Raw genomic sequence first — 23,968 nt, 5'->3', positions numbered from 1 at the left:
CAACCATGACATCGACCGCCCCCTTCCCCGCGGCCGCCGCGCCCCTGCTGGCCGTGCACGACATCCACAAGCGCTTCGGGCAGAACGAGGTGCTCAAGGGCGTGTCGCTCGAAGCCCGCGCGGGCGATGTGATCAGCCTGATCGGCAGCTCTGGTTCGGGCAAGAGCACCCTGCTTCGCTGCATCAACCTGCTCGAAAAACCCAACGCGGGGCGCATCGTGCTCGGCGGAGAGGAGCTCAAGCTGGCGGCCGATCGGCACGGCGAGTTGCACGCGGTGGACGCCAGGCAATTGCAGCGCCTGCGCACGCGCCTGGCCATGGTGTTCCAGCACTTCAACCTGTGGGCGCACATGACGGTGCTGCAGAACATCATCGAGGCGCCGGTGCACGTGCTGGGCGTGCCGCGCGACCAGGCGGTGCAGACGGCGCGCAAGTACCTGGAGCGTGTGGGCCTGGCCGGCGTGGAAGACCGCTATCCCTCGCACATGAGCGGCGGCCAGCAGCAGCGCGTGGCCATTGCGCGTGCGCTGGCGGTGGAGCCGGCGGTGATGCTGTTCGACGAGCCCACCTCCGCGCTGGACCCGGAACTGGTGGGCGAGGTGCTGCGCGTGATGCGCCTGCTGGCCGAGGAAGGCCGCACCATGGTGGTGGTGACGCACGAGATGGGCTTCGCGCGTGAGGTGTCCTCGCACCTCATCTTCCTGCACAAAGGCTGCATCGAGGAACAGGGCGTGCCACGCGAGGTGCTGGCCGCGCCGAAGAGTGAGCGGCTCGCCCAGTTCCTCAAAGGGAACCTGAAGTAAGCCGCGCCCGGCTCAGGGCGTCATCTCCATCTGGCTCGCCCACCTGGGCGGCTTCAGGCTCAGCGAGCGGTGCCCGTTCGCCGACCACGTGGCGCTCATGTCGCGGTAGCGGCTGGAGAACACGTTGCCGCTTTGTCCCGTCTGGTAGATGAAGACCGAGCGGTCGAGGTCGGCCAGGTCGTAGATGGCGCGCAGGCTTGCCGCGTGCCGGTTGGCGAAGGGCGCGTCGGCCTTGTCCAGGTGGTACTGGCCCACGTTCACAGTGAAAGGATCGCCGCCAGTGGGCTCGCGCACCTCGAAGAAACGCGCCAGCGGCTTCACGTTGGAGAACGGTCGGTGCGCCGAGATGGCCGGGTGCGCGTCGCCCCAGCGCCAGGCCGACACGTCCGATCCGTGCGCGGCCGACAGCCTGTCGAGCGCGCGCGAAAAGGCCTCGCCCGAGGCGTGCACGCAGCCCTGCACGCCGCACCAGGCGCGGTTGTCGCTCTCCAGGAAAACCTCCACCGACTGGCGGAACAGGCGCTTGCCGTACAGCGCCTCGAAGCGCTCCTTGCCCAGGCGCTGCCCGATCACGCCGCGCGTGAACTCGTCGATCCACGCGGTGTAGATCAACGGCGCGGCCGAGTCGGCACGCATCACGCCGTCGAAGCCCTGCAGCGCGGCGCGCGCGGCCTCGGCCAGCGGGTGCGTGGACGGCGCCTTCAACAGGTGCGGCATCAGCCGCAGCGTGGACTCGGCGTGCTGGTCGCCCTGGATGGTGCGCATGCTGGCCACGTCGTGCTTGGGCGTGGCCTCCAGCAGCGTCTCGATGCGCTGCTGGCGGTACGGCGGTGCCCAGTCCTGTGTCAGGAAGTGCGGGTAGTCGGCGGCGTGGATGCGCTGGTTCGCGGTGGCGATCCAGCCGCGCGCGCCATCGTCCTGTGGCGTGTCGGCGTAGGGCAGCCAGCCCGTCCAGTCGTAGCGCGGCTCCCAGCCCGGCGCTGGCGCCACGCCACGGATGTCGTTGTCCGGCGCGCGCAAGGGCACGCGCCCGGCCGCCTTGTAGGCGATGCGCCCCGTGCGGTCGGCCATGACGATGTTCTGCATCGGCGCGCGGAAGGTGGAGAACGCGGCCAGCAGGTCCTCCACGCTCTGCGCGCGATTGGACGCGATGGTGGCGGACACGTTCTCGTCGTCGGCCAGCGCCGTCCAACGCAGCGCGAGCACGAAGCGAGCGGTGTCGATCACCCGCCCGTGCTGTGTCTGTGCGTCGCTGAGCACCGGGCCGTGGCGCGTGTGGCGCACCAGGTGCGTCACGTCGGCCTGCCCTTTCACGCGGATGGTCTCGGCGCGCACGGTGAACGGGGCCCAGGCGGGCTCGCCGTTGGCCGAGGGCACGCGGTACTCGCCCGTGTTGGCTGGGTTGATCTGCTCCAGGTACAGGTCCTGCACGTCGGGCCCCGTGTTGGTGAAGCCCCAGGCCACCCCGGCCGTGCGACCCAGCACCACGAAGGGCGTGCCCGGCAGCGTGGCGCCGATCACGTCCATGCCCTTGAGCCCGCCGGCGTCGGGCGCCTGCAGGCGCGCGAAGTACCAGATGGCGGGCGCGCTCAGGCCCAGGTGCGGGTCATTGGCCAGCAGCGGCTGACCGCTTTGCGTGCGCGAGCCGGCCACCACCCAGTTGTTGGAGCCCTTGTTCTCGTTGAATCCGAAGCTGGCGGTCCAGTCGCGCAGGTCCAGGGCGATGCGCTCGCGCCAGCCGGTGTCGCCGGTCGTGGACGGCGCCTGCGAGGTGGTGGTGCCATTGCCTGAACCGTTGACCTTGAACACACCCAGCTCCCGGTACAGCCGGCCCAGGTCCGCCGTGGCGGCGGGCGCCTCGCCTGGGTACGGCGGGAACAGCTCCCACAGCGCCGGGGTGTCCAGCACCTGCAGCGCGGACAGGCGCGCGAACTCGTTGCCCCAGTTGCCGCCCAGGTCCAGCGCCATCATGATCGACCAGCCAACGCTGTCGGCCGGGTCCCACCAGGCGCCGCGCTTGGCTTCTTCGCGCGGGTCCACGCCCAGCACCAGGAACTCGGGCGTGAGCGCCTGTTCGCTGCTGGCGAAGAAGGCGTTGACGCCCGCGCTATAGGCCTCCACGGCGGCCTTCGCCTCGGGCGGCAGCGTGGCCAGCTGGCGCTGCGCCACCTGGCGGATGCCCAGGGTGCGCATGAGCTTGTCGGTCTCCAGCGTGGCCGGGCCCAGGAACTCCGACAAGGTGCCGCGCATGACGGCGCGGTTGAACGCGAGTTGCCAGCCGCGCTCCTGCGCGTGCACATAGCCCAGCGCCATCCAGGCGTCGCGCGGGCTTTGCGCCAGGATGTGCGTCACGTCGCTCCCGTCGCGGTTGACCTGCACCGGCGCGGCCAGCCCGCTCACCTTCAACTGGCCCTCGGTCTGCGGCAGCGTCTGGCGCGCGTACCACAGGCCCAGGGCGGCGGCCAGCACGAGCAACAGGCCGATCAGGGTGACGAAGCGGCGGATCCAGCGCATGGTTCTTGTCTCTCTCGGGGCTTGCAACGAGCCGCGAGGATATACCCCCCACTACCGGAGACTAGGCGAGGCTGTCGCCCAGGTGCGGGAGGTTCAGCGTGCGCTGGCGGCGGAGCTGCGCGCCAGCGCCATGCTGCCGTCCATGAGCTTGTAGCTCACGGTGGGCGCGCTGAAATCGGAGAACGGCGCGCCCAGCGAGATCTCGCCGTCGCTGTGCAGCACGCAATCCTGGCGACGCAGCTGCACCACCGAATCGCTGCCGCCAAAGCGCACCCAGGTGCCGTAGCTGCTCACGTCTTCCAGCACATAGTTGCCTGAGCGCAGGCCGATGGTAGCGTGCATGCGCGACACGCGCGGGTCGCTCACCACGAAGCTGGCCTCGGGCACGCGGCCAATGCGCAGCGGCAACTCGCCCGAGCTGAACGTGCGCGTGGCGTCGAGCCAGGCGAGCTCGATGCCCGCGAAATCGGAGTCGTCCTTGGGTGTGAGGGCGTGCAGATCGGCCGGCACGGTGAGGAACTCGGACTGCATGTCGGCCTGCCACTCGACGCGGAACACCTCGCAGGGATCGACCTTGCCCTTGATGCGCATGGCGCCCAGGTTGCGGCTGCGCACCAGCGAACGCGGCTCGAGCTTCTGGATGACGGTGTCGCTGGCGAAGATCTGCTCGGGCCCGGCCAGGTCGCTCAATCGCGAGGCCAGGTTCACCGCGTCGCCGAAGCAGTCGCCGTCCACCCACACCACCGGCCCGCGGGCCAGGCCGATCTGCATGAGCAGCTTGAGGTGGGCCGGCCATTGCTGCACGCGCTTGCCGTGCTCCTGCTGGATCTGCACCATGGAATCGACGGCCGCGCGGTTGTCCGCGAAAGCCATCAACACGCCATCGCCCAACATCTTCACCACCGTGCCACCGTTGGCCTGGCCACGTGCACCAATCCATTGGGTCAGCTTGGTGACCGCCTTGGTAGCCCGGTCATTGCCCAATGTCTCGAACACGGACGTGCTACCGGTGAGGTCGACAAAGGCGATCGTGAGTTCGGGCATGGGGGCGGGAAAACCTGCGGACCATTAGAGCATGGCCATTCGAGCAGATCGTTACATCCTCAACCGATGCAAGTGCCCTTTACGCGTCGTGAATGGCCGCGCCGTATGTGTCGCGCCGACAACAATGAGTGCAAAAGGTTTACTTGTCTAAGGTAGTGCATGAAACTCCTGCGCTAACGGCATGATTTACTGTTGTTTTTTCCGATGTATCAGGACTCATACGATTGCATCGACATACTTCAAGCCGTATTCTGGCCCTCCCTTTCGTGTGACGGAACTCTCACCCCCATGCGCTGGTTCAAGCCAAGTCTTCGCAACAGCATCTCGGCCCTGCTAGGCCCGAGTGCGCGTGCGGACGATGAGGACGAACTGGAACCCGTGCGCGAGGCCATGCTGCGCGTGCTGGGCGAAGACGGGGCGCGCCTGAACCCCTCGCTCAAGCGGCGCCTGAAGTTCATGCATGACGCGCACAGCCTCTGGTATGCGCGCGGCGAATTGGTCGCGGTGCTCAGCCGCGTGCACGGCGAAGCGCTTGCGGTGCACCGCGTGCAAAGCCTCTCGCCGGTGTTTCAGGGCCTGGTGCCCAAGGCGCTGATCGACGCCTCACGCATTCGAAGGGCTTGACCCAGCGGGCACCGCGGAACCGGCTTTGCCGGGCCGCAGGTGCCGCCCCCTCGAGGGGGTCACGCGAAGCGTGGCGGGGGTGCTCAATGCTCATGCCCCCAGAAGATCAGCGCATCGCGCCCCTCCACCACCATGTCCACCGTGCGCCCCACGGGCAGCAGCACCTTGGTGGGCACGTGCCCGAAAGGCAGGCCGGTGTAGATCGGGGTTTTCGTCTTTGAACGCAGCCAGTCCGTCACGGACTTGAGCGAGAAGCCGCGGTCGTAACCCGGGACCGGCTTGAAGCGGTTGAACGCGCCCAGCAGCACCGCCTTCTGCGCGTCCAGCACGCCCGCCAGCAGCAACTGCGTCAATTGGCGCTCCAGCCGGTAAGGGTGCTCGCCCACGTCCTCCAGGAACAGCACCCCGCCCTTCACCGCCGGCAGGTACGGCGTGCCCACCAGCGAACACAGCACGCTCAGGTTGCCGCCCCAGAGCGTGGCTTCGTGCACGTGCCGCTTGGGTTTGGTGGCGTGCGCCTTGGCATCGGCCAGCGGCAGAGTCCAGCCCGAACCCTCGGCCGAGCCGTCGAGCAGGTCGCCAAAGCAGGCCAGCATGATCTCGTCGGGCTCGGCCTCGGTGCCGAAGTCCTCGCCCAGCGCGGGGCCGGCCCAGGTGGTGGCGCCGGTCTTGGCCAGCAGCGCGAGCTGCAGCGCGGTGAAGTCGCTCAGGCCCACGAAGCGCGTGCCCTTCTCGATGGCTTTCGTGATGGCCTTGTAGGGCAGCTCGGGCAGGATGCGCGTGAGCCCATAGCCGCCACGCGAGATCAGCGCCACGTCGGCGCCACTGGCCGCGGCGCGGCCGATGGCGGCCAGGCGGGTGGCGTCGTCGCCCGCGAAGCGCATGTGGGCGCGCAGCGCATCGGCGTCGATCTCGACCTCGTGGCCCAGGGCCTTGAGGCGCTTCACACCACGGCGAAACGCGGCCTTGTCGCGCACGGCGCTGGCGGGGGAATAGATGTAGATGTTGCTCATGGATTCGATGAAGAAAAATGCGTCAGGGCCGCGCGCGCGATGGGCTCACCGTGCTCCTGCACGAAGTGGCCGGCCTGCGGCAGCAGCAGCGGTTCGGGGCAGCCGCGGATGTCCTCGCGCAGCGCGCGCATCACCGGCTCGCCGAGCACCGGGTCTTGCTGGCCGATGGCCATGAGGCTCTGGCCGCGCCATTGCTCGCGCCAGAAGCGGCTTGCCTCGCGGCTGACGGCGGCGCCGTCGCTGTCGGGGAATTCGGGAACCATGGGCGGGAAGGCACGCAAGGCGGCGCGGTGGCCGCGGTCGGGGAACGGCGCGTCGTAGGCCGCGCACTCGGCCTCGCTCATCTGCGGATTGCCGCGCGCGAACAGGCGGCTCACCGAGAAATCGGGTTTGCTCGCGCACATCTCGCGCCAGGCCAGGAAGCCGGGCGACAGCGGCGCCTCGCCAGTGGCCAGCGTGGTGTTCATCAGCAGCACGCCCCGGTAGCGCGCGGGCGCGGCCATGGGCAGCGTCAGGCCCAGCAGGCCGCCCCAGTCCTGCACCACCAGCACCACGTGGCGCAGGTCCAGCCGCTCGACGAACTCCAGCAGCACCTGGCGGTGCCAGGTGAAGGAATGGGCGCTGTCCTTCTTGGGCTTGTCGCTCTTGCCGAAGCCGATGAGATCAGGCGCGACCACGCGGTACCCCGCCCCGAGGAACACGGGAACCATGCGGCGGTAGAGGTAGCTCCAGGCCGGGTTGCCGTGCAGGCAGAGCCAGGTCAGCGGCGCATCGGCGGGGCCTTCGTCGAGGTAGTGAAGGCGCAGCCCGTTCAGCGCCGGCAGATCGCTCAGGTAGCGCGGCGCCCAGGGGTAACCGGGCAGGTTCTCGAAAGCGGTGTCGGGCGTGCGCAGCGCGTCCTCGCGCAGGGGATGGGGGTTCATGCGGCGCTCCTTGAAGAAATCGCGCAGCAGCTCGGCGCCCTCTGCGGCCAGCACGCCGCCCTGCACCTGCGTCTGGTGGTTCAGTTGCCGCTGTGCGAAGAGGTCGATCACCGAGCCCGCCGCGCCGGTCTTGGGGTCGGGGGCACCGTACACCACGCGGTCCAGCCGCGCGTGCAGCATGGCGCCGCTGCACATGGCGCAGGGCTCCAGCGTCACGTAGAGGGTGCAGCCGTCGAGACGGTAGTTGCCCAGGCGGCGCGCGCCTTCGCGCAGGGCCAACATCTCCGCGTGCGCACTCGGGTCGTGCGAGCCGATGGGCGCGTTGCGGCCGGTGGCGATGACGGTGCCGTCCTTCACCAGCACGGCGCCCACGGGCACCTCGCCGGCCTCGGCGGCGGCGCGGGCCTCGGCCAGTGCCAGGCGCATGAAGGCTTCGTCGCGGTCCTGGCTCGGCGTCATGCGGGCGAGTGTAGGCGAGCGCATTGACTGCCCCCGCGCTCTGGCATGATCCCGGGTTGCCCAGGGAAAACCCTCAAAAATGTCCACCACCCGCGCGAGCGGCCGGCTGTGGGAGCTCGACGCGCTGCGCGGCCTCATGCTGGTGCTCATGACCCTCACCCACATGCCCACCGGCTTCTCGCCGGTGCTGAGCCAGCCCTTCGGCTTCGTCTCGGCGGCGGAGGGCTTCGTGTTCCTGTCGGCGCTGCTGGCCGGGCGCGTCTACGGCGCGCGGGCCGAACGCGTGGGGTTCGCCGAACTGCGCGGCGGCCTGTGGCGGCGCGCCGGCCAGCTCTACCTGTGCCAGGCGGCGCTGCTGCTGCTGGCCTTCACGCTCATCGCCTGGCTGGGTGTGGTGCGCCACCAGGGCGGTGTCACGGGGCTGCTCGAATTCTTCTTCATCGACCGCGCCACCGCCGTGGGCGCGGCACTGGTGCTGTTGCACAACCCGCCGCTGCTGGACGTGCTGCCGCTCTACATCCTCTTCATGCTGCTCACGCCGTGGCTGCTGGCGCACGGCCGCCGCCAGGGCTGGCGCGGCCTGCTGTGCGCCAGCCTGCTGCTGTGGCTGGCCGAGCAGTGGGGCCTGGGCGCGGCCCTGCACGGCCTGGCGCGCGCCGCCGGCTGGCCCGTGCCTTACCGCGACATGGGGGCCTTCCATCTGTTCGCCTGGCAACTGCTGTGGGTGGTGGGGCTGTGGCTGGGCACGCGCCGCACGCCGCTGCCACGTGCGCGCTGGTGGGCCTGGGGCCCGGCGCTGCTGCTGGCATCCGCGGCCCTGCTGTGGCGCCACATGGTGGGGCAAGACCCGATGCCCGGCGTGCCCGCCGTCGCCGCGCTGTTCGACAAGTGGTCCCTGGGCCCGCTGCGCCTGCTCAACGGCGCCTGCCTCGTCACCCTGCTGCTGGCCAGCGCGCCGCTGTGGCGCGCGCTGCCGCGCCCGCTGCCTTTGGAGCTACTGGGTCGCCAGTCGCTGCCCGTCTTCTGCGCGCATCTCGTGATCGTGCTGTTCACGCTGGCCTTCTTCGGCTCCATCCAGACGCTGAGGCCCTGGAGCACCGACGCCCTGCTGCTGGCCGCCGCTTTCGCCGGGTTGTTCGCAGTGGCCCTGGCCGCCCAGTGGCGAGACCAGGGGGGCCGCTTGCGGCCCACACTGGCCAGCGCCCTGCGCTGAGCCCCCGGGCGCCCCGCGACGGGGAACTTCGCCCTCTGCCCGGCGCTCCAGCAGGCTGGAACCTGCCCGCCTTGTGGCCCTTGGGTGCCCTGCTCCGGATGGTCAGGCCACGCGCCCCCTCACCCCGCTTGTTGCGCCATGCGATCCACGGACACCCGTCGCTGGGAGCTCGACGCCTTGCGCGGCCTGATGCTCATCCTGATGACGACGACCCACCTGCCGACGCGCTACGCGTCGATCACGGGGCAGCCCCTGGGCTTCGTCTCGGCCGCCGAGGGCTTCGTCTTTCTCTCCGCCTACATGGCTGGCCTGGTGTACGCCGCCCGGGGCCGGCGCGACGGTGAGCTCGCCATGCGCCGGGCCTTCTGGGGCCGCGCGGTGGCGCTCTACGCCTGCCAGATCGCGCTGATCGGTTTTGCCTTCACGGTGATCGCGGGCCTGGCTGTCGCGGGCCGCCAGCCCGCCGTCACCGACCTGCTGGCCTTCTACCTGGCCCAGCCTTTGACCGCCATGCTCAGCGCCGCCCTGCTGCTGTACAGCCCCGCGCTGCTGGACATCCTGCCGATCTACATCGTGTTCATGGTGGTCAGCCCGCTGGTCATCATGCACGGGCGGCGCGGTGCCTGGGGCTGGATGCTGGGGCTGAGCCTGGCGCTGTGGTTCGGCGCGCAGTTCGGCCTGGGGCCCTTGCTGCACGGCGCCCTGCAGCGGGTGGTGGCGCTGCCGGTGCGTTACCAGGACATGGGCGCCTTCGAGATCCTGGCCTGGCAGTTCCTGTGGATGCTGGGCCTGTGGATGGGCGCCACGCGGCACGAGGCCGGGCAGAAGCCGATGCCACCCATCCCCCGCTGGATGCTGTTGCTGGCGCTGTTCATGGCGCTGCTGTGCCTCGTCTGGCGCCACGCCATTGGCCAGGTGCCGCTGCCGGGCGTGGACGCGGTCAACCGCATGTTCGACAAATGGACGCTGGGGCCGCTGCGCCTGCTGGACTTCATGGCGCTGCTCTTGCTGGCCCTGCATTTCGGCCCGGGCCTGGCGCACCGCCTGCCACGCCTGCGCGCGCTCGAGTTGTTGGGCAGGGCCTCGCTGCAGGTGTTTTGCGCGCACCTCGTGATGTCGCTGGTGGCGCTGGCTCTGCTGGGCGCGACCACGGACCAGCGCTCCTGGTGGATCGACACCGCCGTGCTGGTGCTGGGTTTGGCGGGCCTGTGGGCCACGGCCTGGGCCACCCGCGCGCTGGAGCGCTGGCGGCGCGGTGGCGCCGGGCGGGTGGGCTCGGCGGTCCGTGTCAGAGCTTCAGGCGCGCCGCGATGAGTTCGCGCCAGACGCCATAGCCCGTGGCGTTGAGGTGCAGGCGGTCGGCGCCGAATAGGTCGGCCTTGGGCCGGCCGGCTTCATCCAGCATGGCGCTGTGCACGTCGATGAAATCGAGCTGGGGGTGGCCTTCGGTGTAGGCCTTGATGAGCCGATTGGTGGCCTGGATCGCCGGCAGCAGCGATTCGCGCGCCGGGCTGGGCTTGATCGAGACGAAGGCGATGCGCGTGGCCGGCGCGGCCTGCAGCACCTGCTGCACGAAGCGCTCGTAGCGCAGCAGCACCTCGGCGGGCGTGGCGCCCTCGTCCAGGTCGTTCTCGCCCGCGTAGAGCACCACCTGGCGCGCTTGGTAGGGCAGCACCAGCCGGTCGACGAAGGCCACGCAGTCGGCCAGGCGCGAACCACCGAAGCCGCGCTTGATGATCACCGGCTGCTGCTGGAAGGCGCTTTCCAGCTTGTCCCACAGGCGGATGGAGGAGCTGCCCACGAAGAGCACACCGCCGGGCTGGGGGCGGGAGAGGCGGTCCTGCTCGGCGAAGGCCTGCAGGCTGGCGCGCCAGCGCAGCTCGGCCACCAGCGGGTCGAAAACGGAGCGCGCCGCCGCCGGCGTGGCGACAGCCGGCGGCAGGTTCACCAGGCGCTCGACCGCGCTGGTGGTGGCGAAGCCGGCAGGCAGCGCGACGGGCCCCGCTGGCCCGACGCCCTGCGCCCCCGCCAGCGGGCTCAGCGCGGCGCCCAGCGCGTACGCGGCGAGCCGGCGACCCCTCGTGAAACGGTCGGTCATCATGGTTCGGTGGTTCCCAGGTTCAGCCGGCGCATCCAGCCCGCCAGGGCCTGCTCCTGCTCGCCGCCCTGCTCGTACAGGCGCAGCATCGCCGCGTGGGATTCGCGGCGGTGCTGATTGAGCTTGACCTTGCAGCGAAGTTCCAGCACCCGCAGCTCGAAGGCGTGGATGCCCTGCATGAGCTTGTGCTGGAAGTCCTCGGGCAGGCCGCGCCACTGCTCGGCGTAGGCCGGGTCGTGGTCGTGGATGAGGTGCTTGAGCAGGCGGTCCTTGTCGTCGAAGGAATCGATGAAGCGCGCCTCGACACGCGCCTGCACCGTCAGGTAGTTCCAGGTCGGCACGCGCTGCAGGTCGGGGTAGACGCGCGGCGTCATGTAGGCGTGCGGGCCGTTGAACACCGCCAGCGCCTGAGGCCGGGCGCGCAGGTGGGCCGCCTGCGGGTTGGGCCGCGCCACGTGGCCCAACAGGGTGAGGCCCTCACCCCCCTCGCCCGCTTCCACCACGTGCAGCGGCAGCGGGGTGAGGAAGGGAAACCCGTCGTCGTCGGTGGTGATGAGCTGCGCGAAGGGGTGCGCGCGCATCAGCGCCAGAGCGATCGCGGGGTCCGTGGTGGCGAACTGGGGCGGGAGGTACATGCAGGTCGGCGGCCTCGGGCCGTGGGTGCCGGGGGCGTCGGCGGATTGTTTCATATGCAATCGGCCACGGCACCCGGTGTGATGCCACTGTCATGCGGGGAAACCATGATCCTGGCCACAAGACCCGTCGTTGCCGGAGCGCCCCCATGCCGAACCCGTTCAAATCCCTGTCCCTGGCCCTGTTCGCGGGCGTGCTGCTGTGCCTGGCCTTCGCGGTGGCGGCCTGGCGCACCGGCCGCCTGGCGTGGTGGGGCGCGGAAGGCCTGGCGATGGGCGCGCTGGCGGCGGGCCTGTGGCTGCGCCGGCGGCCCCGCCGGCTTGAGGCCGACCCCGAACGCTGGGCGAGTTTCTGAGCGCGCCCGCGCGATTCAGGCGCCGCTGAACACGCCGCCGTAGCGCTTCCTCAGCTCGTTCTTCTGCACCTTGCCCGTGCCGCCCACGGGCAGCGCGTCCAGAAACACCACGTCCTCGGGCACCCACCACTTGGCCACGCGCTCGGCCAGGAAGCCCAGGATCTCGTCCTTCTCCAGCGCCGCGCCGGGCTTGCGCACCAGCAGCAGAAGGGGCCGCTCGTCCCACTTGGGGTGCTTGATGCCGATCACCGCCGCCTGCGCGACCGCCGGGTGGCCGGCGGCGGCGTTCTCCAGGTCGATGGAGCTGATCCACTCGCCGCCGCTCTTGATCACATCCTTCGTGCGGTCGCGGATGGTCATCACGCCGTCGGGGGCGATGGTGGCGATGTCGCCCGTGGGAAACCAGCCATCCACCAGGGCCGTGCGCTCGGCCTTGTAGTAGCGCTCCACGATCCACTGCCCGCGCACCATCAGTTCGCCCTGCGACGTGCCGTCGCGCGGCAGCGTGGTGCCCATCTCGTCGACCACCTTGATTTCGATGCCCGAGACCACCTTGCCCTGGCGCGCCACCAGGGCGTGGCGCTCCTCGGCCGGCTTCTCCCAATCGGCCGCGCTCAGGTTGCTCAGCGTGGCGATGGCGGCGGTCTCCGTCATGCCCCAGCCGTGGCGCACTTCCACGCCGTAGACGTCGTTGAACTTCTCGATCAGCGCGCGCGGCATGGCCGAGCCGCCCACCGCCGTGAGCCGCATCGTCGAAAACCGCAGGCCGCCCTGCTCCACGTGCTGCAGCAGGCCCATCCAGATGGTGGGCACGCCCGCGCTGATGGTCACTTTCTCGCTTTCCATCAGCTCGTACAGGCTCGCCCCGTCCAGTCGCGGGCCGGGCAGCACGATGCGCGCGCCCGCCACCATGGCCGCGTAGGGAATGCACCAGGCGTTGATATGGAACATGGGCACCACCGGCAGCACGCTCTCGCGCGTGGACAGGCCCAGGACGTCGGGCAGGCAGGCCGTGGTGGCGTTGAGCACGATGGCGCGGTGCGAGTACAGCACGCCCTTGGGGTTGCCCGTGGTGCCGGAGGTGTAGCAGAGCACCGCGCCGGTCTTCTCGTCGAACTCGGGCCAGTCGAAGGTGTCGGGCTGGTGGGCGATCAGGTCCTCGTACGCCAGCGGTTTCACGGCGCCGCCGGCCGCGGGCAGGTGTTCGGCGTCACTCAGGCACACCCAGGCCTTCACGTGCGGGCATTTGTCTGCGATGGCCTGCACCAGCGGCGCGAAGGTGCTGTCGAACAGCACCACGCGGTCCTCGGCGTGGTTGAGGATGTACACGAGCTGCTCGGGGTGCAGGCGCGGATTGCAGGTGTGCATCACCATGCCGCTGCCCGACACCGCGTAGTAGGCCTCCAGGTGGCGGTGGTTGTTCCAGGCGATGGAGGCCACCGCATCACCGGGCTGCAGGCCCAGTCCGCGCAGGGCGTTGGCCAACTGGCGCGCGCGCCGCGCGATCTGCGCGATGCTGAGACGCACCGTGGGACCGTGCGTCTCGCGCGAGACCACTTCCTGCGTGGCGTTTTGCGCGGCGCTGTGTTCGAGCAGGCCCGAGATCAGCAGCGGGCGGTCCATCATGAGGCCGGGTTTGAGCATGGGTTCTTGTCTCCGTGTGTGGCGCTCGCGGCGCGTGTTGGTGTTGCCCGCCATTCTCATTCCAGGCCGGCGTTGTGGTGCAGTCCCCACGACCGCACCCGCCGGTGCGATGATGGCGCCGCCCCACCCCCCCGCCAATGGACGCCCTTCACCACCCCGCCTTCCAGAGCCTCGTGCAGCCCGCATTGTTGTGCCTGGCCTGTCTGGGCCTGCTGCGCACGGCGCGCGCACCGGGGCTGCGCCCCTGGTGGCCCATGGGCGGGGCCATTGCACTGGCACTGTCGCTGGCCGTGTGGCCTGGCCTGGTGTGGCCCGCCACGGCGCAGGCGCACAAGCTGCCCTGGATCGCGCTGCTCGGCCTGCTGGCCATGCTGCCCGCGCTGCTGGACTCGCGCGCCGCGCGCAACACCGACGTGCCCGCGCGGCCCTGGGGCCTGGGCGCGCTCGCCTGGCTCGGCGCCGCGGCCTGGCTGCTGGGCCCCATGCCGACGCCGGGTCGCCTGCTGGCCGTGGCCGCGGGCGTGCTGCTGCTGGCCTTGCTGGCCTGGTCGCCGCGTGCGCCACAGGCCGAACCCACCGGGGCCGCGGGCTCGGCCGCCGCGCTGGCGGTGGCGCTGCTGGGCCTGACGGCGCTGGGCGGCCTGGGCGGCTCCCTGCTGCTGGCCCAACTGGGCCTGGTGTTGGCGGTGTGCGCCGCCCTGCCCGGTCTGTGGGTCTGGGGCCTGCCGCGCGCCGGGCTGCGCCTGTCGGCCGCCGCGCTGATGCCGCTGGGTGTCGCTGGCCTGGCGCTGGCCTGCCTGGTGCACGCGGGCGGCCAGGCGCCGCTGGCCTCGCTGGGCCTGCTGGGCGTGTCACTCACGGCACCCTGGTGGCTGGCGGGCTTCGCCTGGAGCGCACGGCACTGGCGCTGGCGCCCGCTGGTGGTGGCGCTGCTGGCCGCGCTGCCGGTGGCGCTGGCCGTGCTCTGGCAGGCCAGTGCGGGTGCACCCCCGGCCGATGCGGGCACCACCGTTCCGGATGACCCGTACTACACGCCGCGTTGGCAATAGCGAATAGCGGCACATGGCGCGCCCCTCCGAACCCAGCCCCCAGACCCTGACCGATGTGCCGCGCGACTGGCCAGCGCTGTGGGCTCGCCTGCTGGCCGTGCGCCTGGGCACCGCGACCAGCGGCCACGCCGGACCCGCCCTGAGCAACGGCGAAGGCTGGCGCCTGCAGGGCAGGTACAGCGCGCGCAGCGCGGAGCTGTTCAGCCTTTACAAGCCGCTGCTGGACGCGCGCACCGCCCACGACGGCCGACCCTGGGTGATCGCCCAGATGGGCCAGAGCCTGGACGGCTTCGTGGCCACCGCCTCGGGCGACTCCTACTACGTAAACGGCGCGCACAGCCTGCTGCACCTGCACCGCCTGCGGGCGCTGTGTGACGCGGTGCTGGTGGGCGTCGGCACCGTGGCCATCGACGACCCGCAGCTCACCACCCGCCGCGTGCCCGGGCCGAGCCCGGTGCGTGTGCTGTTCGACCCGTCGGCCAGCCTTGACGGCCATTCGCGCGCGCTGCGCGATGGCCTGGCGCCCACGCTGTGGCTGTGCGACGAGCGCCACGCCCAGGCCGCGCGCGAGCGGCTGCCGCGCGGCCCCGCCGCGCCGGCCGAGGTGCTGGGTGTGCCGGGGCTGATCGGCGCCAATGGCGACGGCCCGGGCGTGCGGCGCGCCGTCGCCGCGCTGGCCGAGCGCGGCCTGCGTGTGCTGTTCGTGGAGGGCGGCGGCGTCACCGTGTCGCGCTTCTTCGCCGCGGGCGCGCTGCAGCGCCTGCACCTGGCGGTGGCGCCGGTGCTGGTGGGCCAGGGCCGGCGCGGCCTGCGCGTGCCGGCGCAGACCGTGATGGCCGATTGCCCGCGCCCGCCCGCGCACCGCGTGGCACTGGGCGAGGACACGCTGTGGGACCTGGATCTGTCGGGGCAGGTGCCGCAGGATTGACGTCAGGATCCGCCGCCGGGCCGCCCCAAGGCGGATCAGCCTTCTCGCGGGGCAGCGACCCGCGCAGCGGCGGAGCGTGGGGGTTCGATCAAGGCGCGGGCCAGGCCAGCAGATCGAGGTGCCCCACGCGCAAGCTGCCCCAGCCGAGCCTGCGCAGACGACGGGCCCGCCACGCCCGCACCAGCGGCGCCTGCGTCGGCTCCTGCTCGATCGCGGCGCGCGCGAAGCCGTCGATCATGGCCATCTTCATGGCCTGGTCCCCGCGCCGCACGTGCCAATCGCTGCGCCCCAGCGCCACCCGATAGCCGCGCTCGCGCAGTGCCTGCTGGAGCCAAGGCACGGCCCGCGCGCCCAGCGCCGGCCCCAGGCCCTTGTCGCGGCCCTGGTGGGCGGCAAACAGTTCGCCGACCCAGTCGTCGTCGGCCACGGTCGGTGTCCAGTCGTGCCCCCCGTCCACGTTCAGCGCAAAGAACAGCGTGGCGCGCGCCTCGGTGGCGCGGCGCACCAGTTCGTCCAGCCACTCGGCCCCTGCCAGATCCAGCAGCGCCGAGGCCGTGACCAATTGCACCTGCGCCCAGGGCAGCGCGTGCAGCCCGCGCCCGAGTTCGGCTTCGCGCCGCAGCGCCGTGGCGTCGAAGCGCACGCCGCGCCAGCGCACGGGCTCGTCGAGCGGCGCGTCGGCATCGGCCGGCGAGGGCCAGGCGCGCAGCAGCGCCGCGTCGTGGTCCAGGGCCAGCCATTGCTGCTCACCGCCCAGGCGAGGCGCCAGCCAGCGCCAGTTGGCGCCCGTGCCACAGCCCAGGTCCATCACGCGCCAGGGTTCGGGCCCGGGCCGCAGGGTCCGCAGGCGCGCCACCAGCCGCGACGAGGATTCGCGCGCCGCCGCGTCGAAGGGCTCGCGCAGCGCGAGCCAGTCGGTGGCAAAGGTCTCGGGTTTGGTCATTGCGGCGCTCCCATCACGGCATCCATCACGGTGTCGAAGCGCGCCGCCTGCTCGGCCCACGAGGGCAAGCGCCGGGCGGCCTCGCGCGCGCCCCCGGCCAGGCGTTCGCGCAGCGCGGCATCGCTGATGACCCGGGCCAGCGCGTCGCGCCAGGCGGCTTCGTCGCCCGCCGGTGGCAGCAGGCCCGCCTCGGCCGGCACGGTGCTGGCCAGTGCGCCCGCGCGGCTGGCCACGATGGGCAGGCCGTGCAACAGGGCCTCATTGATCACCATGCCGAAGCCCTCGTAGCGCGAGGCGAGCACGAAGACATCGGCCGCCGCGTAGCGCGCCTGCAGCGCCGCGTCGACCAACTCGCCGTGCCAGACCACGCGCCCCGCGAGCGGCCCCGAGGCGGTGCTCGCGAGCAGGCCGCTGGCGCAGGCCGCGTCGCGTTCGGCGCTGCCCACGCAGTGCAGGGTCCAGTCCAGCTTGACCAGGCCCGACAGCGCGCGCAGCAGCAGCGCGTGGTCCTTGCGCGGCGTCAGCGTGGCCACGCAGAGCAGTTGCACACCGCCCGCCGTGGCTGGCCGTGACACCGACGGCGGCAGGTGATTGCCCGGTTCCACCACCGCGATGCGCTCTGCCGGCACGCCGAGCGCGGCGACCTCGTGCGCCGTGGTGGCACTGACCGCCACCACCTGGCGCGTGTGCCGCAGCGCCCTCGCCTCCTGTTCGCGCAGCCGGCGCGCCTGCGCAGCGTCCAGTCCGGTTTCCAGGTGCAGCGGGTGGTGCACCAGCCCCAGCCAGCGCAGGCGCTGTGCGTGCGGCGCCACCTCGGCATCCAGCGCACCGAAGGCCAGGCCGTCGGCGATCACGCAGGTGCCGTCGGGCAAGGCCGCGAAGGCCGCGCGCGCCGCTGCCCGCGTGGCCTCGTCGGGCCAGGGCCAGTCGCCGTCGATTCGCAACACCTCCACCGCGCGGCCGCGCGAGCGCAGCGCCTCGAGCAGGCACCGGTCGTACGTGAAGCCACCCGTGGGGGTGAGCGGATCGCCCGGCACCAGCATCACGCAGGGAGCGCGCACCGGCTCAGCCCGCCACCAGCGGGGCCAGAACCGCTTCATACGCGGCCCAGGCCACGTGCGATTCCTGCAGGCTCACCCGCATGGCCGTGAGGCCGCCCGAGGCGCTGCCCGGCACCGCGTGCGGGCCCAGTTCGCCCGCGGCGATGCGCGCCGCCAGGCGCTGGAACAGCGCGTGCGCCAGGAATTCGGTGGTGGTGTTGCGGCCCGCGAACTCGGGCAGTTCGTCGAGGTTGCGGAAGTTGAGCCGGGCGAGTTCCTCGCGCAGCACCTGCGTGGCCAGGCCGATGTCGGCCACGATGCCATCGGGGTCGAGCGCGGCGCGGCGCAGCTCCAGGTCGACCATGTAGGTGGCGCCGTGCAGGCGCTGGGCGGGGCCGAACACCTCGCCCCGGAAGCTGTGGGCGATCATGAAGTGGTCGCGGACGGTGATGCTGAACATGTCGGGTTTCAGGGGTTCAAGTGGGGTAGTCGATACGTTGGCACAGCGTCGCGGTGTCGCCACCGGCCAGGCGCGCCAGCACGCCGGGCAGCTCGTCGAAAGGCGCGTGGTGGGTGATGAGGGCGTCCAGCGCCGGGTCGGTGAGCAGCGAGAGCGCCAGCGCAAGCCGGCGCGCGTGGCTCCAGCGCGCGCGCTGCGCGGTGGCCACCTGCCCCACCTGCGAACTGCGCAGCGTGAGGCGGCGCGCGTGGAAGGCCTCGCCCAGCGGCAGCGCCACCGGCCGCGTGCCGTACCAGCTCAGCTCCAGCACCGTGGCCTCGAAGCCGGCCAGTTGCAAAGCTGTGGCCAGCCCGGCCGGTTGGCCGCTGGCATGGATCACCAGATCCGCCTCGGGCCTCGCGTCCTCAGGCAGCGCGAAGCCCGCGCCGAGTGCGTGCGCAATGGCCGCGCGCGCGGCCACCGGGTCCACCAGTTGCACCTCGGCCCCCGGCAGGCGCGCGGCCAGCCAGGCCACCAGCAGGCCCAGCGTGCCGCCACCCACCACGGCGATGCGATCGCCCAGGCGTGGCGCGGCGTCCCACAGGGCATTGATGGCGGTCTCCAGGTTGGCGGCCAGCACGGCGCGCGCGGGCGGCACGCCGGGTGGCAGTGGCGTCACCGCCTCGACCGGTACCTGGAACACGGTCTGGTGCGGGTGCAGGCAGAAGACCGCGCGGCCGAGCAGGTGCGCCGGGCCGGCCTCCACCACGCCCACGGCCACGTAGCCGTACTTCACCGGCGCGGGAAAGTCCCCCACCTGGAACGGCGCGCGCATGCGCTGCGCTTCGCTGGCGGGTACCTCGCCGCGAAACACCAGCGTTTCGGTGCCCCGGCTCACGCCGCTGTGCAGGCAGCGCACGCGCACCTCGCCCTCGCGCAGGGGCGGCAGGGTCTCGGAGCGGAGCTCGGCGCGCGACGGGCCGGCGACCCAGCAGGCCCGGGCGGTGGTGGTGTGTGGGGCGTCGGTCAAGGTGAAGTGGGCGGTTCGGTCGGCATCGGGCGCAAGGAACGCAAAGAGGGCTTGCGTCCGCGCGCCATCGCGAGGAACCTCGCGGTACTCCATTCATCTTAGATGGCCCACCGCACCACCGCCATGAACCCCGCCGCCGCCGCCGTCTTCCCACCGGGCAGGGCCCTGCGGCTCGACGCCGGGCGCGCCCTGGCCGGCACCGCGCTGGTGCTGTCGTGCGTGGCCGGCGGCGTTGCCCTGGCGGGTGGGCTGGGCACGGACTACCCTCTCAAGGCCCTGCTGGCCTACGCCCTGGGCGCCGCGCTGGTTTGGCGGGGCCTGGCGCTGGGCGGCCACCCGCACGCGCGCTTCGGCGCGGCCAACCGCGTCACGCTGGCGCGCCTGGCCGGCATGGCCCTGGTGGCCGCGCTGCTGGGCGAGGCCGTGCCCGCCGAACCGCCGTCGGCGCAGCCGGTGGGTGGCTGGGCGCTCATCGTCTTCGCCACCGTGGTGGCGGTGCTGGACGCGGCCGACGGTGCCCTGGCCCGCCGCCAGGGCCTGGCCAGCCGCTTCGGTGCGCGCTTCGACATGGAAACCGACGCCGCCTTCATGCTCGTGCTGTGCGCGCTGGTGTGGCAGGCCGGCCAGGCGGGGCCCTGGGTGCTGGCCTCGGGCCTGATGCGCTACGCCTTCGTGGCCGCCGCCGCCTTCCTGCCCTGGCTGGCCGGCCCGCTGCCGCCCAGCGTGCGCCGGCAGACGGTGTGCGTGGTGCAGATCACCGCCCTCATCGTCTGCCTGGGCCCCATCGTGCCGGTGCCACTGGCCTCGGCCATCGCCGCGCTGAGCTTGCTGCTGCTGAGCGCCTCGTTCGCCATCGACATCCGTTACCTCCAGCGCCACATCGCGCGCCAACGCCACCCCCCACCGGAGACCCGCGCATGAACACCCCAACGCTTCGCCGCCGTGGCCTCGTCGCGGGCGCCGCCCTGGCTGCCTGCCTGCTGGGCGCGCCCACGCTGGCCCAGGCCCAGGCACCGCGCTACGAGATCGACCCGGACCACTTCACCGTGGCCTTCCTGGTCGACCACATCGGCTACGCCAAGGTGCTGGGCAGCTTCCGCGCGGCGCGTGGCAGCTACCGCTTCGACGAGGCCAGCGGCACGCTGTCGGAGGTGCGCATCGAGGTGGACACCGCCAGCGTGTTCACCAACCAGCGCAAGCGCGACGAGCACCTCAAGGGGCCGGACTTTCTCAACTCCGGCGAATTCCCGCGCATGGTGTTCACCGCCAGCGGGGCCAAACGCCTGGCCGAGCGCCGTTTCGAGATCGCCGGCCAGCTCGAGCTGCTCGGCAAGTCGCAGCCGCTCACGCTGACGGCCACCTGGAACAAGAGCGCCGAGTCGCCGCTGGGCGGCATCGGGCGCAAACCTTACGTGATGGGCGTGTCCGCGCGCGGCAGCTTTCGCCGTGGCGCCTACGGCATGAACTACGCGCTGGACAACGGCTGGGTGGGCGACACGGTCGACCTCATCGTCGAGTTCGAGGCGGTGCGCCAGTGAGCGCGGCCGTGCGCCGCACGGAGGCAGCCTCGTGACGGCCGCCGGCTGGCTGCGCGTCGGCCTGGCGTTCTTCGTCCTCAACACCCTGCTCACGTTCGAGAACCGCTGGCCCGGGCTGGGCGTGCGCTACATGCCCCGCCTGTCCTTCGAGCTGTGCCTGGGCCTGGCCTTGCTGGCGGGCTGGGTGGCCTGGCGCGGCGCGCTGTCGGCGCGCGCGGCCACGGGGCTGGCGCTGGGCACCGCGGCCCTGGTGGCGGTGCGTTATGCCGACGTGACCGCGCCCGCGCTGGTGGGCCGGCCGGTGAACGTGTATTGGGACGGCCGGCACGCGCTCGACCTGATCGAGGTGGCGGCGCGGTCCTGGTCGTGGTGGCACGTGGCGGGCGTGGTGCTGGCGCTGCTGCTGGGGGCGGCCGTGCTGGTGCTGGTGGCGCGCCGGGCCATTGTTGAACTGGCGCGCGCCCTGGCCAGCACCGCCTTGCGACGCGGCAGCGTGACCTCGTCCGCCGCGCTGGCGCTGTGCTTCGCGGCCTATGTGCCCGATCAGCGCGACACGCGCTGGTTCTTCTCGCTGCCACTGACGCCCACGCTGTGGAACCAGGCCACGCTGCTCGCGCAGGTGCTGTGGCCCGGGCATGGCAAGGCCGCACTGGGTCACGGCCCGGCGTTCGACACCGACCTGCAATCGCTGCGCGGCCCGCAAGGCGCGGCCGACGTGGTGCTGCTGTTCGCCGAGTCCTATGGCGCGGTCGCGTTGGATGACGCCGACCTTTTCGCTGCGCTAACGCCGTCGCGTGAGCGTTTGCAGCACGCCCTCGCCGCCAGCGAGCGCCAGGTCGTCTCGGCCCGCGTGCGCGCGGCCACCTTCGGCGGTGCCTCCTGGCTCTCGCACGCCAGCCTGCTCTCGGGCATCGACGTCTCCGACCCGGTGCGCCACCAACTGCTGTTGGCCAGCGAACGCCCCACGCTGGTGAGCCACTTCGCGCGGCACGGCTACCGCACCGTGGGCTGGATGCCCGGGATCAAACGGGCCTGGCCCGAAGGCGCGTTCTACGGCTTCGAACGCTTCGCCGACGACCCGCGCCTGGGCTACCGGGGCCCGGACGTGGGCTACTGGCGCATCCCCGACCAGGTGGCGATGGCGCTGCTGCAAGAGCAGGAGCTGAGCGCGCCGGCGGCCACGCGCCGGCCGGTGTTCGCGGTGTTCCCCACGGTCAGCACGCACGCGCCATTCGAGCCGCTGCCGCTGCTGCTGGACGAGCCGCTGCGGGCACCACCGGCCAATGCCTCCGGCCAGTCGGCCAGCAAGGGCTACGCCGACAGCCTGCGCTACCAGTTCGACTGGCTCGCGCGCCACCTCGAGCGCACGGCCAGCAGCCGCCAGGTGCTCATCGTCGTCGGCGACCACCAGCCACCCGGTGGCGCGGCGGGGCGCAATGCCTCATGGGATGTGCCGGTGCACGTGATCACCAGCGACCCGGCCCTCGCCCACCGCTTCGAGGCCATCGGCTTCACGCCGGGGCTGCAACCCGGCGCGCCCGCGCTTGGGGCGATGCACGACCTCACCCGCTGGCTGCTGCTGGCCTTTGACGGGCGCGCCGAACCGCATTGACCAGGTGCCGAACCTGAGCGCTCCGGGCGCTTGCCTCAGGGCCGCACTTCGCCTGATTCGCCCAGTCGGGGCGGCTTGCCCGTCACGGCGGCCTTGGCCATCACCAGGAACTGCGTCAACTGGTTTTCCTTCACGTCCCAGTAGTGCGCGTGCGCGATGTCCACCGCCACCAGGGCCACGTCCGGGTTCTCGGGCCCGCCGGGAAACCACGCCTCCACGGCCGTGTTCCACAGGGTGCGGGTCATGGCCGGGTCGTCGACCACGCGCGCCGTGCCGGACACGGAAACGTAAGTGTCGTCGTCCGGCTCGGCGTAGCTGATGTTGATGCTGGGGTCGGCCGTGAGGTCCGCGACCGGGTCGCCCTGACGCGACATGAAGAACCAGAGGCGGCCGTCCTCCAGGTCCTTGTTCTGCGTGGTCATCGGCCGCGAATGCAAGTGGCCCTGGTGTTCGCCGTGGCGGTGCCGCGTGGTGAACATGCCGAAGCGGATGTCCTTGATCATCTTCCACAGGTCGGCGGTGGTCTTCTGTTCTGCTGACATGGATTGCCTTTCAAAGGGGAGCCCCCCCGTGGCAATCGGTGTTCCCCGCAACGGCTCAGCCCCGCCAGGCGTGCACGTCCCCCGACGGCGCATCCACCGGCAGCCCCCGCAACCACTTGCTCACCGCCTCGGCCGTTTCCCCCTCGGGCCGCAGCAGCCGCTGCCGCTCGCCCAGGGACACCGCGTAGCGATAGCCGCCCCCGCCCGCCAGCGCCTCCAGCCGATCGATGCACCCCAGCGCCACGTCGCGCACCGCCGGCACGAACTCGAAGGACAGCGCCGGCAGTGGCTGGCTCAGCCCCAGCAGCACCTCCAGCTCGAATCCCTCCACGTCGATCTTCACGAAGTCGGGCAGGCCGTGTTGCGCGATGAGTGCGTCCAGCGTGCTCACGTCCACCAAGGGTCCCGGCTCCCAGCGCACGCCCTGGAACGACGGGGCCGCCCCCGCGCGCGACACGAAATCACTCGACAGCGTGGCCACCGTGGGCGTGCGCGGGCTCGCCATCAGCCGCGCCTGCCCGCTCTCGCGGCCCAGGGCCTGTTCCAGCACCAGCACCGACGCATCGCCCCCGAAGCGCCGCCGCAGCATCCGCGCGAAGTCCGGCTGCGGTTCCAGCGCCACCACGCGCGCGCCCAGTTGACGGAACGCCGCCACCCGGTTGCCGGCGTGCGCACCCACGTCGAAGGCCAGCCCGCCCGCCGGCACGAAGCGGCGGTAGAAGCGCCGCAACTGCGCACCGCGCCAGGGAATGGCGCGGTAGATCAGCAGCGAGCGCAGCAGGCCCAGCGTGCTCGTCCATCGAGTGCTCGGCATTTCCATCGCCTCACTGTATCGGCTGCTCGCGTTCGTGATGCGTCCGTCGCCGCACCACCAGCAACAGGTACACCGTGCCAGCGGCCAGCATGGCGTGCGCCCAGAACATGACCGCACCGAGGGCCGCGCCCCACTCGAACCACGCCAGACACCAGGCCAGCGTCAGCGTGAGCGTGCCCAGCGCGCGCCAGATCAGGCCCGCGGGGCGTGGCATCGATCGGCCCAGCAGCTCGTTCCGATGGCGCGCCATGCCCAGGGCCAGCGACGCGAAGCCCATTGTGCACAGACCCGACAGCAGCAGGTGCATCAGGCCTCCCGCTGCCTGGTGTGCGCCCGCCCGTGGGGCTTGCGCGCGCGCCAGGCCATCGCACCCAGGCCCAGCGCCAGCGCCGCGCACGCCACATCCATGCCGACGAAGATGGCGTCCCCACTGGCCAGGCTGCGCCACAAGGGTCGCTGTGTGGTGAGCGCGTTGAGCACCGGCAGTGCGCCGAACAGCAACGCGCCCACGCCCCACAGCAGCGGCCAGGCGCGCGCCGGCCGCAACAGCCCCGCCACGGCCAGGGCCAGCGCCCAGGCCGCGAAGAACGCCTGGATCTCGGCCTCGGGCCGCAGTGGCAGGTGCGTCGGCAACAGGCGGTTGGCCCACAGGTAAGCCGCGCTGGCCAGCGGCAGCCCGGCGACCACGGCCACGTTGAGGCGCCCCACCC

The 23,968-nt window shown here is 71.8% G+C and carries 24 protein-coding genes and 1 pseudogene; 10 read left to right on the top strand and 15 right to left on the bottom strand.

Annotation, left to right across the window (positions count from 1 at the left end):
• Nucleotides 1-5: 5 nt before the first annotated feature.
• On the top strand, nucleotides 6-803 hold the full coding sequence (locus BN948_RS18375) for an ABC transporter ATP-binding protein (RefSeq protein ID WP_009517425.1): 798 nt from the start codon (nucleotides 6-8) through the stop codon (nucleotides 801-803).
• A gap of 12 nt (nucleotides 804-815) precedes the next feature.
• Here BN948_RS18375 and BN948_RS18370 read toward each other — a convergent pair whose 3' ends face one another.
• On the bottom strand, nucleotides 816-3,317 hold the full coding sequence (locus BN948_RS18370) for a penicillin acylase family protein (RefSeq protein ID WP_009517426.1): 2,502 nt from the start codon (nucleotides 3,315-3,317) through the stop codon (nucleotides 816-818).
• A gap of 93 nt (nucleotides 3,318-3,410) precedes the next feature.
• Entirely contained in the window at nucleotides 3,411-4,361 is a 951-nt protein-coding gene (locus BN948_RS18365; RefSeq protein WP_009517427.1) for an adenylate/guanylate cyclase domain-containing protein, read from the bottom strand.
• A 288-nt stretch (nucleotides 4,362-4,649) separates the two neighbouring features.
• Between BN948_RS18365 and BN948_RS18360 the strand changes: the two genes are divergently transcribed.
• Entirely contained in the window at nucleotides 4,650-4,985 is a 336-nt protein-coding gene (locus BN948_RS18360; protein ID WP_009517428.1) for a hypothetical protein, read from the top strand.
• 83 nt (nucleotides 4,986-5,068) lie between these two features.
• On the opposite strand, the gene BN948_RS18355 is transcribed toward BN948_RS18360, so the two are convergent.
• Nucleotides 5,069-5,998 (bottom strand): LD-carboxypeptidase, encoded by a 930-nt coding sequence (locus tag BN948_RS18355; RefSeq protein WP_009517429.1) that lies wholly within the window; start codon nucleotides 5,996-5,998, stop codon nucleotides 5,069-5,071.
• Nucleotides 5,995-7,380 (bottom strand): tRNA adenosine(34) deaminase TadA, encoded by a 1,386-nt coding sequence (gene tadA / locus BN948_RS18350; RefSeq protein WP_009517430.1) that lies wholly within the window; start codon nucleotides 7,378-7,380, stop codon nucleotides 5,995-5,997. The genes BN948_RS18355 and tadA overlap by 4 nt, the downstream gene beginning before the upstream one ends.
• Before the next feature lie 79 nt (nucleotides 7,381-7,459).
• Between tadA and opgC (BN948_RS18345) the strand changes: the two genes are divergently transcribed.
• Nucleotides 7,460-8,593: an OpgC domain-containing protein gene (gene opgC, locus BN948_RS18345; protein WP_009517431.1), complete on the top strand. Its 1,134-nt coding sequence runs from the start codon at nucleotides 7,460-7,462 to the stop codon at nucleotides 8,591-8,593.
• 138 nt (nucleotides 8,594-8,731) lie between these two features.
• Nucleotides 8,732-9,907, top strand: coding sequence for an OpgC domain-containing protein (gene opgC / locus BN948_RS18340; RefSeq protein WP_009517432.1), 1,176 nt, complete (start codon nucleotides 8,732-8,734; stop codon nucleotides 9,905-9,907).
• On the opposite strand, the gene BN948_RS18335 is transcribed toward opgC (BN948_RS18340), so the two are convergent.
• Both BN948_RS18335 and BN948_RS18330 read right to left on the bottom strand, forming a co-directional pair.
• Nucleotides 9,882-10,694, bottom strand: coding sequence for a GDSL-type esterase/lipase family protein (locus tag BN948_RS18335; RefSeq protein WP_009517433.1), 813 nt, complete (start codon nucleotides 10,692-10,694; stop codon nucleotides 9,882-9,884). The genes opgC (BN948_RS18340) and BN948_RS18335 overlap by 26 nt on opposite strands.
• On the bottom strand, nucleotides 10,691-11,326 hold the full coding sequence (locus tag BN948_RS18330) for an FMN-binding negative transcriptional regulator (RefSeq protein WP_009517434.1): 636 nt from the start codon (nucleotides 11,324-11,326) through the stop codon (nucleotides 10,691-10,693). The genes BN948_RS18335 and BN948_RS18330 overlap by 4 nt, the downstream gene beginning before the upstream one ends.
• A gap of 146 nt (nucleotides 11,327-11,472) precedes the next feature.
• Between BN948_RS18330 and BN948_RS18325 the strand changes: the two genes are divergently transcribed.
• Complete coding sequence (locus tag BN948_RS18325; protein ID WP_009517435.1) at nucleotides 11,473-11,679, top strand: hypothetical protein; 207 nt, start codon at nucleotides 11,473-11,475, stop codon at nucleotides 11,677-11,679.
• A gap of 15 nt (nucleotides 11,680-11,694) precedes the next feature.
• Here BN948_RS18325 and BN948_RS18320 read toward each other — a convergent pair whose 3' ends face one another.
• Nucleotides 11,695-13,323 (bottom strand): long-chain-fatty-acid--CoA ligase, encoded by a 1,629-nt coding sequence (locus BN948_RS18320; protein WP_009517436.1) that lies wholly within the window; start codon nucleotides 13,321-13,323, stop codon nucleotides 11,695-11,697.
• Between the two features lie 137 nt (nucleotides 13,324-13,460).
• On the opposite strand from BN948_RS18320, the gene BN948_RS18315 reads away from it, so the two are divergent.
• A complete protein-coding gene (locus tag BN948_RS18315) occupies nucleotides 13,461-14,372 on the top strand; it encodes a hypothetical protein (RefSeq protein ID WP_009517437.1) in 912 nt (303 codons plus the stop codon).
• A 13-nt stretch (nucleotides 14,373-14,385) separates the two neighbouring features.
• Nucleotides 14,386-15,300 carry a RibD family protein gene (locus tag BN948_RS18310; protein WP_051756222.1) on the top strand — a complete coding sequence of 305 codons (915 nt, stop codon included), beginning with the start codon at nucleotides 14,386-14,388 and terminating at the stop codon, nucleotides 15,298-15,300.
• 88 nt (nucleotides 15,301-15,388) lie between these two features.
• Here BN948_RS18310 and BN948_RS18305 read toward each other — a convergent pair whose 3' ends face one another.
• From BN948_RS18305 to BN948_RS18290, 4 genes are read right to left on the bottom strand one after another with little or no spacing between them, the layout of a single operon-like run.
• Nucleotides 15,389-16,243 (bottom strand): class I SAM-dependent methyltransferase, encoded by an 855-nt coding sequence (locus BN948_RS18305; RefSeq protein WP_009515622.1) that lies wholly within the window; start codon nucleotides 16,241-16,243, stop codon nucleotides 15,389-15,391.
• Nucleotides 16,240-17,343: a glycosyltransferase family 4 protein gene (locus BN948_RS18300; RefSeq protein WP_202901780.1), complete on the bottom strand. Its 1,104-nt coding sequence runs from the start codon at nucleotides 17,341-17,343 to the stop codon at nucleotides 16,240-16,242. Before BN948_RS18300 ends, BN948_RS18305 begins: the two co-directional genes overlap by 4 nt.
• A complete protein-coding gene (locus BN948_RS18295) occupies nucleotides 17,309-17,743 on the bottom strand; it encodes a 6-pyruvoyl trahydropterin synthase family protein (RefSeq protein ID WP_009515626.1) in 435 nt (144 codons plus the stop codon). Before BN948_RS18295 ends, BN948_RS18300 begins: the two co-directional genes overlap by 35 nt.
• Nucleotides 17,744-17,759: 16 nt before the next feature.
• Nucleotides 17,760-18,752 carry a zinc-dependent alcohol dehydrogenase gene (locus tag BN948_RS18290; RefSeq protein ID WP_035623122.1) on the bottom strand — a complete coding sequence of 331 codons (993 nt, stop codon included), beginning with the start codon at nucleotides 18,750-18,752 and terminating at the stop codon, nucleotides 17,760-17,762.
• A gap of 102 nt (nucleotides 18,753-18,854) precedes the next feature.
• Here BN948_RS18290 and BN948_RS18285 point away from each other — a divergent pair, with 102 nt between their 5' ends.
• Genes BN948_RS18285 through BN948_RS18275 form a run of 3 tightly spaced genes read left to right on the top strand, consistent with a single transcriptional unit; the run spans nucleotide 18,855 to nucleotide 21,902 of the window.
• Nucleotides 18,855-19,673, top strand: coding sequence for a CDP-alcohol phosphatidyltransferase family protein (locus BN948_RS18285; protein WP_009515631.1), 819 nt, complete (start codon nucleotides 18,855-18,857; stop codon nucleotides 19,671-19,673).
• The gene (locus tag BN948_RS18280) at nucleotides 19,670-20,290 is read left to right on the top strand and encodes a YceI family protein (RefSeq protein ID WP_009515633.1); all 621 of its coding nucleotides are present in this window, start codon (nucleotides 19,670-19,672) and stop codon (nucleotides 20,288-20,290) included. Before BN948_RS18285 ends, BN948_RS18280 begins: the two co-directional genes overlap by 4 nt.
• 31 nt (nucleotides 20,291-20,321) lie before the next feature.
• A complete protein-coding gene (locus BN948_RS18275) occupies nucleotides 20,322-21,902 on the top strand; it encodes an alkaline phosphatase family protein (RefSeq protein WP_009515634.1) in 1,581 nt (526 codons plus the stop codon).
• Between the two features lie 35 nt (nucleotides 21,903-21,937).
• On the opposite strand, the gene BN948_RS18270 is transcribed toward BN948_RS18275, so the two are convergent.
• The 4 genes and pseudogenes from BN948_RS18270 to BN948_RS26940 all read right to left on the bottom strand — a co-directional run.
• Complete coding sequence (locus BN948_RS18270; RefSeq protein ID WP_009515635.1) at nucleotides 21,938-22,444, bottom strand: pyridoxamine 5'-phosphate oxidase family protein; 507 nt, start codon at nucleotides 22,442-22,444, stop codon at nucleotides 21,938-21,940.
• 55 nt (nucleotides 22,445-22,499) lie between these two features.
• The gene (locus BN948_RS18265) at nucleotides 22,500-23,258 is read right to left on the bottom strand and encodes an FkbM family methyltransferase (RefSeq protein ID WP_009515637.1); all 759 of its coding nucleotides are present in this window, start codon (nucleotides 23,256-23,258) and stop codon (nucleotides 22,500-22,502) included.
• A gap of 10 nt (nucleotides 23,259-23,268) precedes the next feature.
• On the bottom strand, nucleotides 23,269-23,565 hold the full coding sequence (locus BN948_RS18260; protein WP_009515639.1) for a DUF3325 domain-containing protein: 297 nt from the start codon (nucleotides 23,563-23,565) through the stop codon (nucleotides 23,269-23,271).
• Nucleotides 23,565-23,968, bottom strand: a pseudogene (locus tag BN948_RS26940) (PepSY-associated TM helix domain-containing protein); the annotation flags it as partial. The gene BN948_RS18260 and the pseudogene BN948_RS26940, both read right to left, overlap by 1 nt.

It is taken from the genome of Hydrogenophaga intermedia, assembly GCF_000723405.1.
In the GTDB taxonomy this organism is placed as follows: domain Bacteria; phylum Pseudomonadota; class Gammaproteobacteria; order Burkholderiales; family Burkholderiaceae_C; genus Hydrogenophaga; species Hydrogenophaga intermedia.
This window is presented reverse-complemented; position numbering and strand designations above follow the sequence as displayed.

Excerpts from the sequence above, each read along its gene's own strand:
- tadA (WP_009517430.1), bottom strand. The coding sequence starts at position 7,380 with ATGACGCCGAGCCAGGACCGCGACGAAGCCTTCATGCGCCTGGCACTG.
- BN948_RS18325 (WP_009517435.1), top strand. The coding sequence starts at position 11,473 with ATGCCGAACCCGTTCAAATCCCTGTCCCTGGCCCTGTTCGCGGGCGTG.
- BN948_RS18335 (WP_009517433.1), bottom strand. The coding sequence starts at position 10,694 with ATGATGACCGACCGTTTCACGAGGGGTCGCCGGCTCGCCGCGTACGCG.
- BN948_RS18330 (WP_009517434.1), bottom strand. The coding sequence starts at position 11,326 with ATGTACCTCCCGCCCCAGTTCGCCACCACGGACCCCGCGATCGCTCTG.
- BN948_RS18355 (WP_009517429.1), bottom strand. The coding sequence starts at position 5,998 with ATGAGCAACATCTACATCTATTCCCCCGCCAGCGCCGTGCGCGACAAG.
- BN948_RS18270 (WP_009515635.1), bottom strand. The coding sequence starts at position 22,444 with ATGTCAGCAGAACAGAAGACCACCGCCGACCTGTGGAAGATGATCAAG.
- BN948_RS18265 (WP_009515637.1), bottom strand. The coding sequence starts at position 23,258 with ATGCCGAGCACTCGATGGACGAGCACGCTGGGCCTGCTGCGCTCGCTG.
- opgC (WP_009517432.1), top strand. The coding sequence starts at position 8,732 with ATGCGATCCACGGACACCCGTCGCTGGGAGCTCGACGCCTTGCGCGGC.
- BN948_RS18300 (WP_202901780.1), bottom strand. The coding sequence starts at position 17,343 with ATGAAGCGGTTCTGGCCCCGCTGGTGGCGGGCTGAGCCGGTGCGCGCT.
- BN948_RS18315 (WP_009517437.1), top strand. The coding sequence starts at position 13,461 with ATGGACGCCCTTCACCACCCCGCCTTCCAGAGCCTCGTGCAGCCCGCA.
- BN948_RS18295 (WP_009515626.1), bottom strand. The coding sequence starts at position 17,743 with ATGTTCAGCATCACCGTCCGCGACCACTTCATGATCGCCCACAGCTTC.
- BN948_RS18280 (WP_009515633.1), top strand. The coding sequence starts at position 19,670 with ATGAACACCCCAACGCTTCGCCGCCGTGGCCTCGTCGCGGGCGCCGCC.
- BN948_RS18285 (WP_009515631.1), top strand. The coding sequence starts at position 18,855 with ATGGCCCACCGCACCACCGCCATGAACCCCGCCGCCGCCGCCGTCTTC.
- BN948_RS18365 (WP_009517427.1), bottom strand. The coding sequence starts at position 4,361 with ATGCCCGAACTCACGATCGCCTTTGTCGACCTCACCGGTAGCACGTCC.
- BN948_RS18370 (WP_009517426.1), bottom strand. The coding sequence starts at position 3,317 with ATGCGCTGGATCCGCCGCTTCGTCACCCTGATCGGCCTGTTGCTCGTG.
- BN948_RS18310 (WP_051756222.1), top strand. The coding sequence starts at position 14,386 with ATGGCGCGCCCCTCCGAACCCAGCCCCCAGACCCTGACCGATGTGCCG.
- opgC (WP_009517431.1), top strand. The coding sequence starts at position 7,460 with ATGTCCACCACCCGCGCGAGCGGCCGGCTGTGGGAGCTCGACGCGCTG.
- BN948_RS18260 (WP_009515639.1), bottom strand. The coding sequence starts at position 23,565 with ATGCACCTGCTGCTGTCGGGTCTGTGCACAATGGGCTTCGCGTCGCTG.
- BN948_RS18320 (WP_009517436.1), bottom strand. The coding sequence starts at position 13,323 with ATGCTCAAACCCGGCCTCATGATGGACCGCCCGCTGCTGATCTCGGGC.
- BN948_RS18375 (WP_009517425.1), top strand. The coding sequence starts at position 6 with ATGACATCGACCGCCCCCTTCCCCGCGGCCGCCGCGCCCCTGCTGGCC.
- BN948_RS18360 (WP_009517428.1), top strand. The coding sequence starts at position 4,650 with ATGCGCTGGTTCAAGCCAAGTCTTCGCAACAGCATCTCGGCCCTGCTA.
- BN948_RS18305 (WP_009515622.1), bottom strand. The coding sequence starts at position 16,243 with ATGACCAAACCCGAGACCTTTGCCACCGACTGGCTCGCGCTGCGCGAG.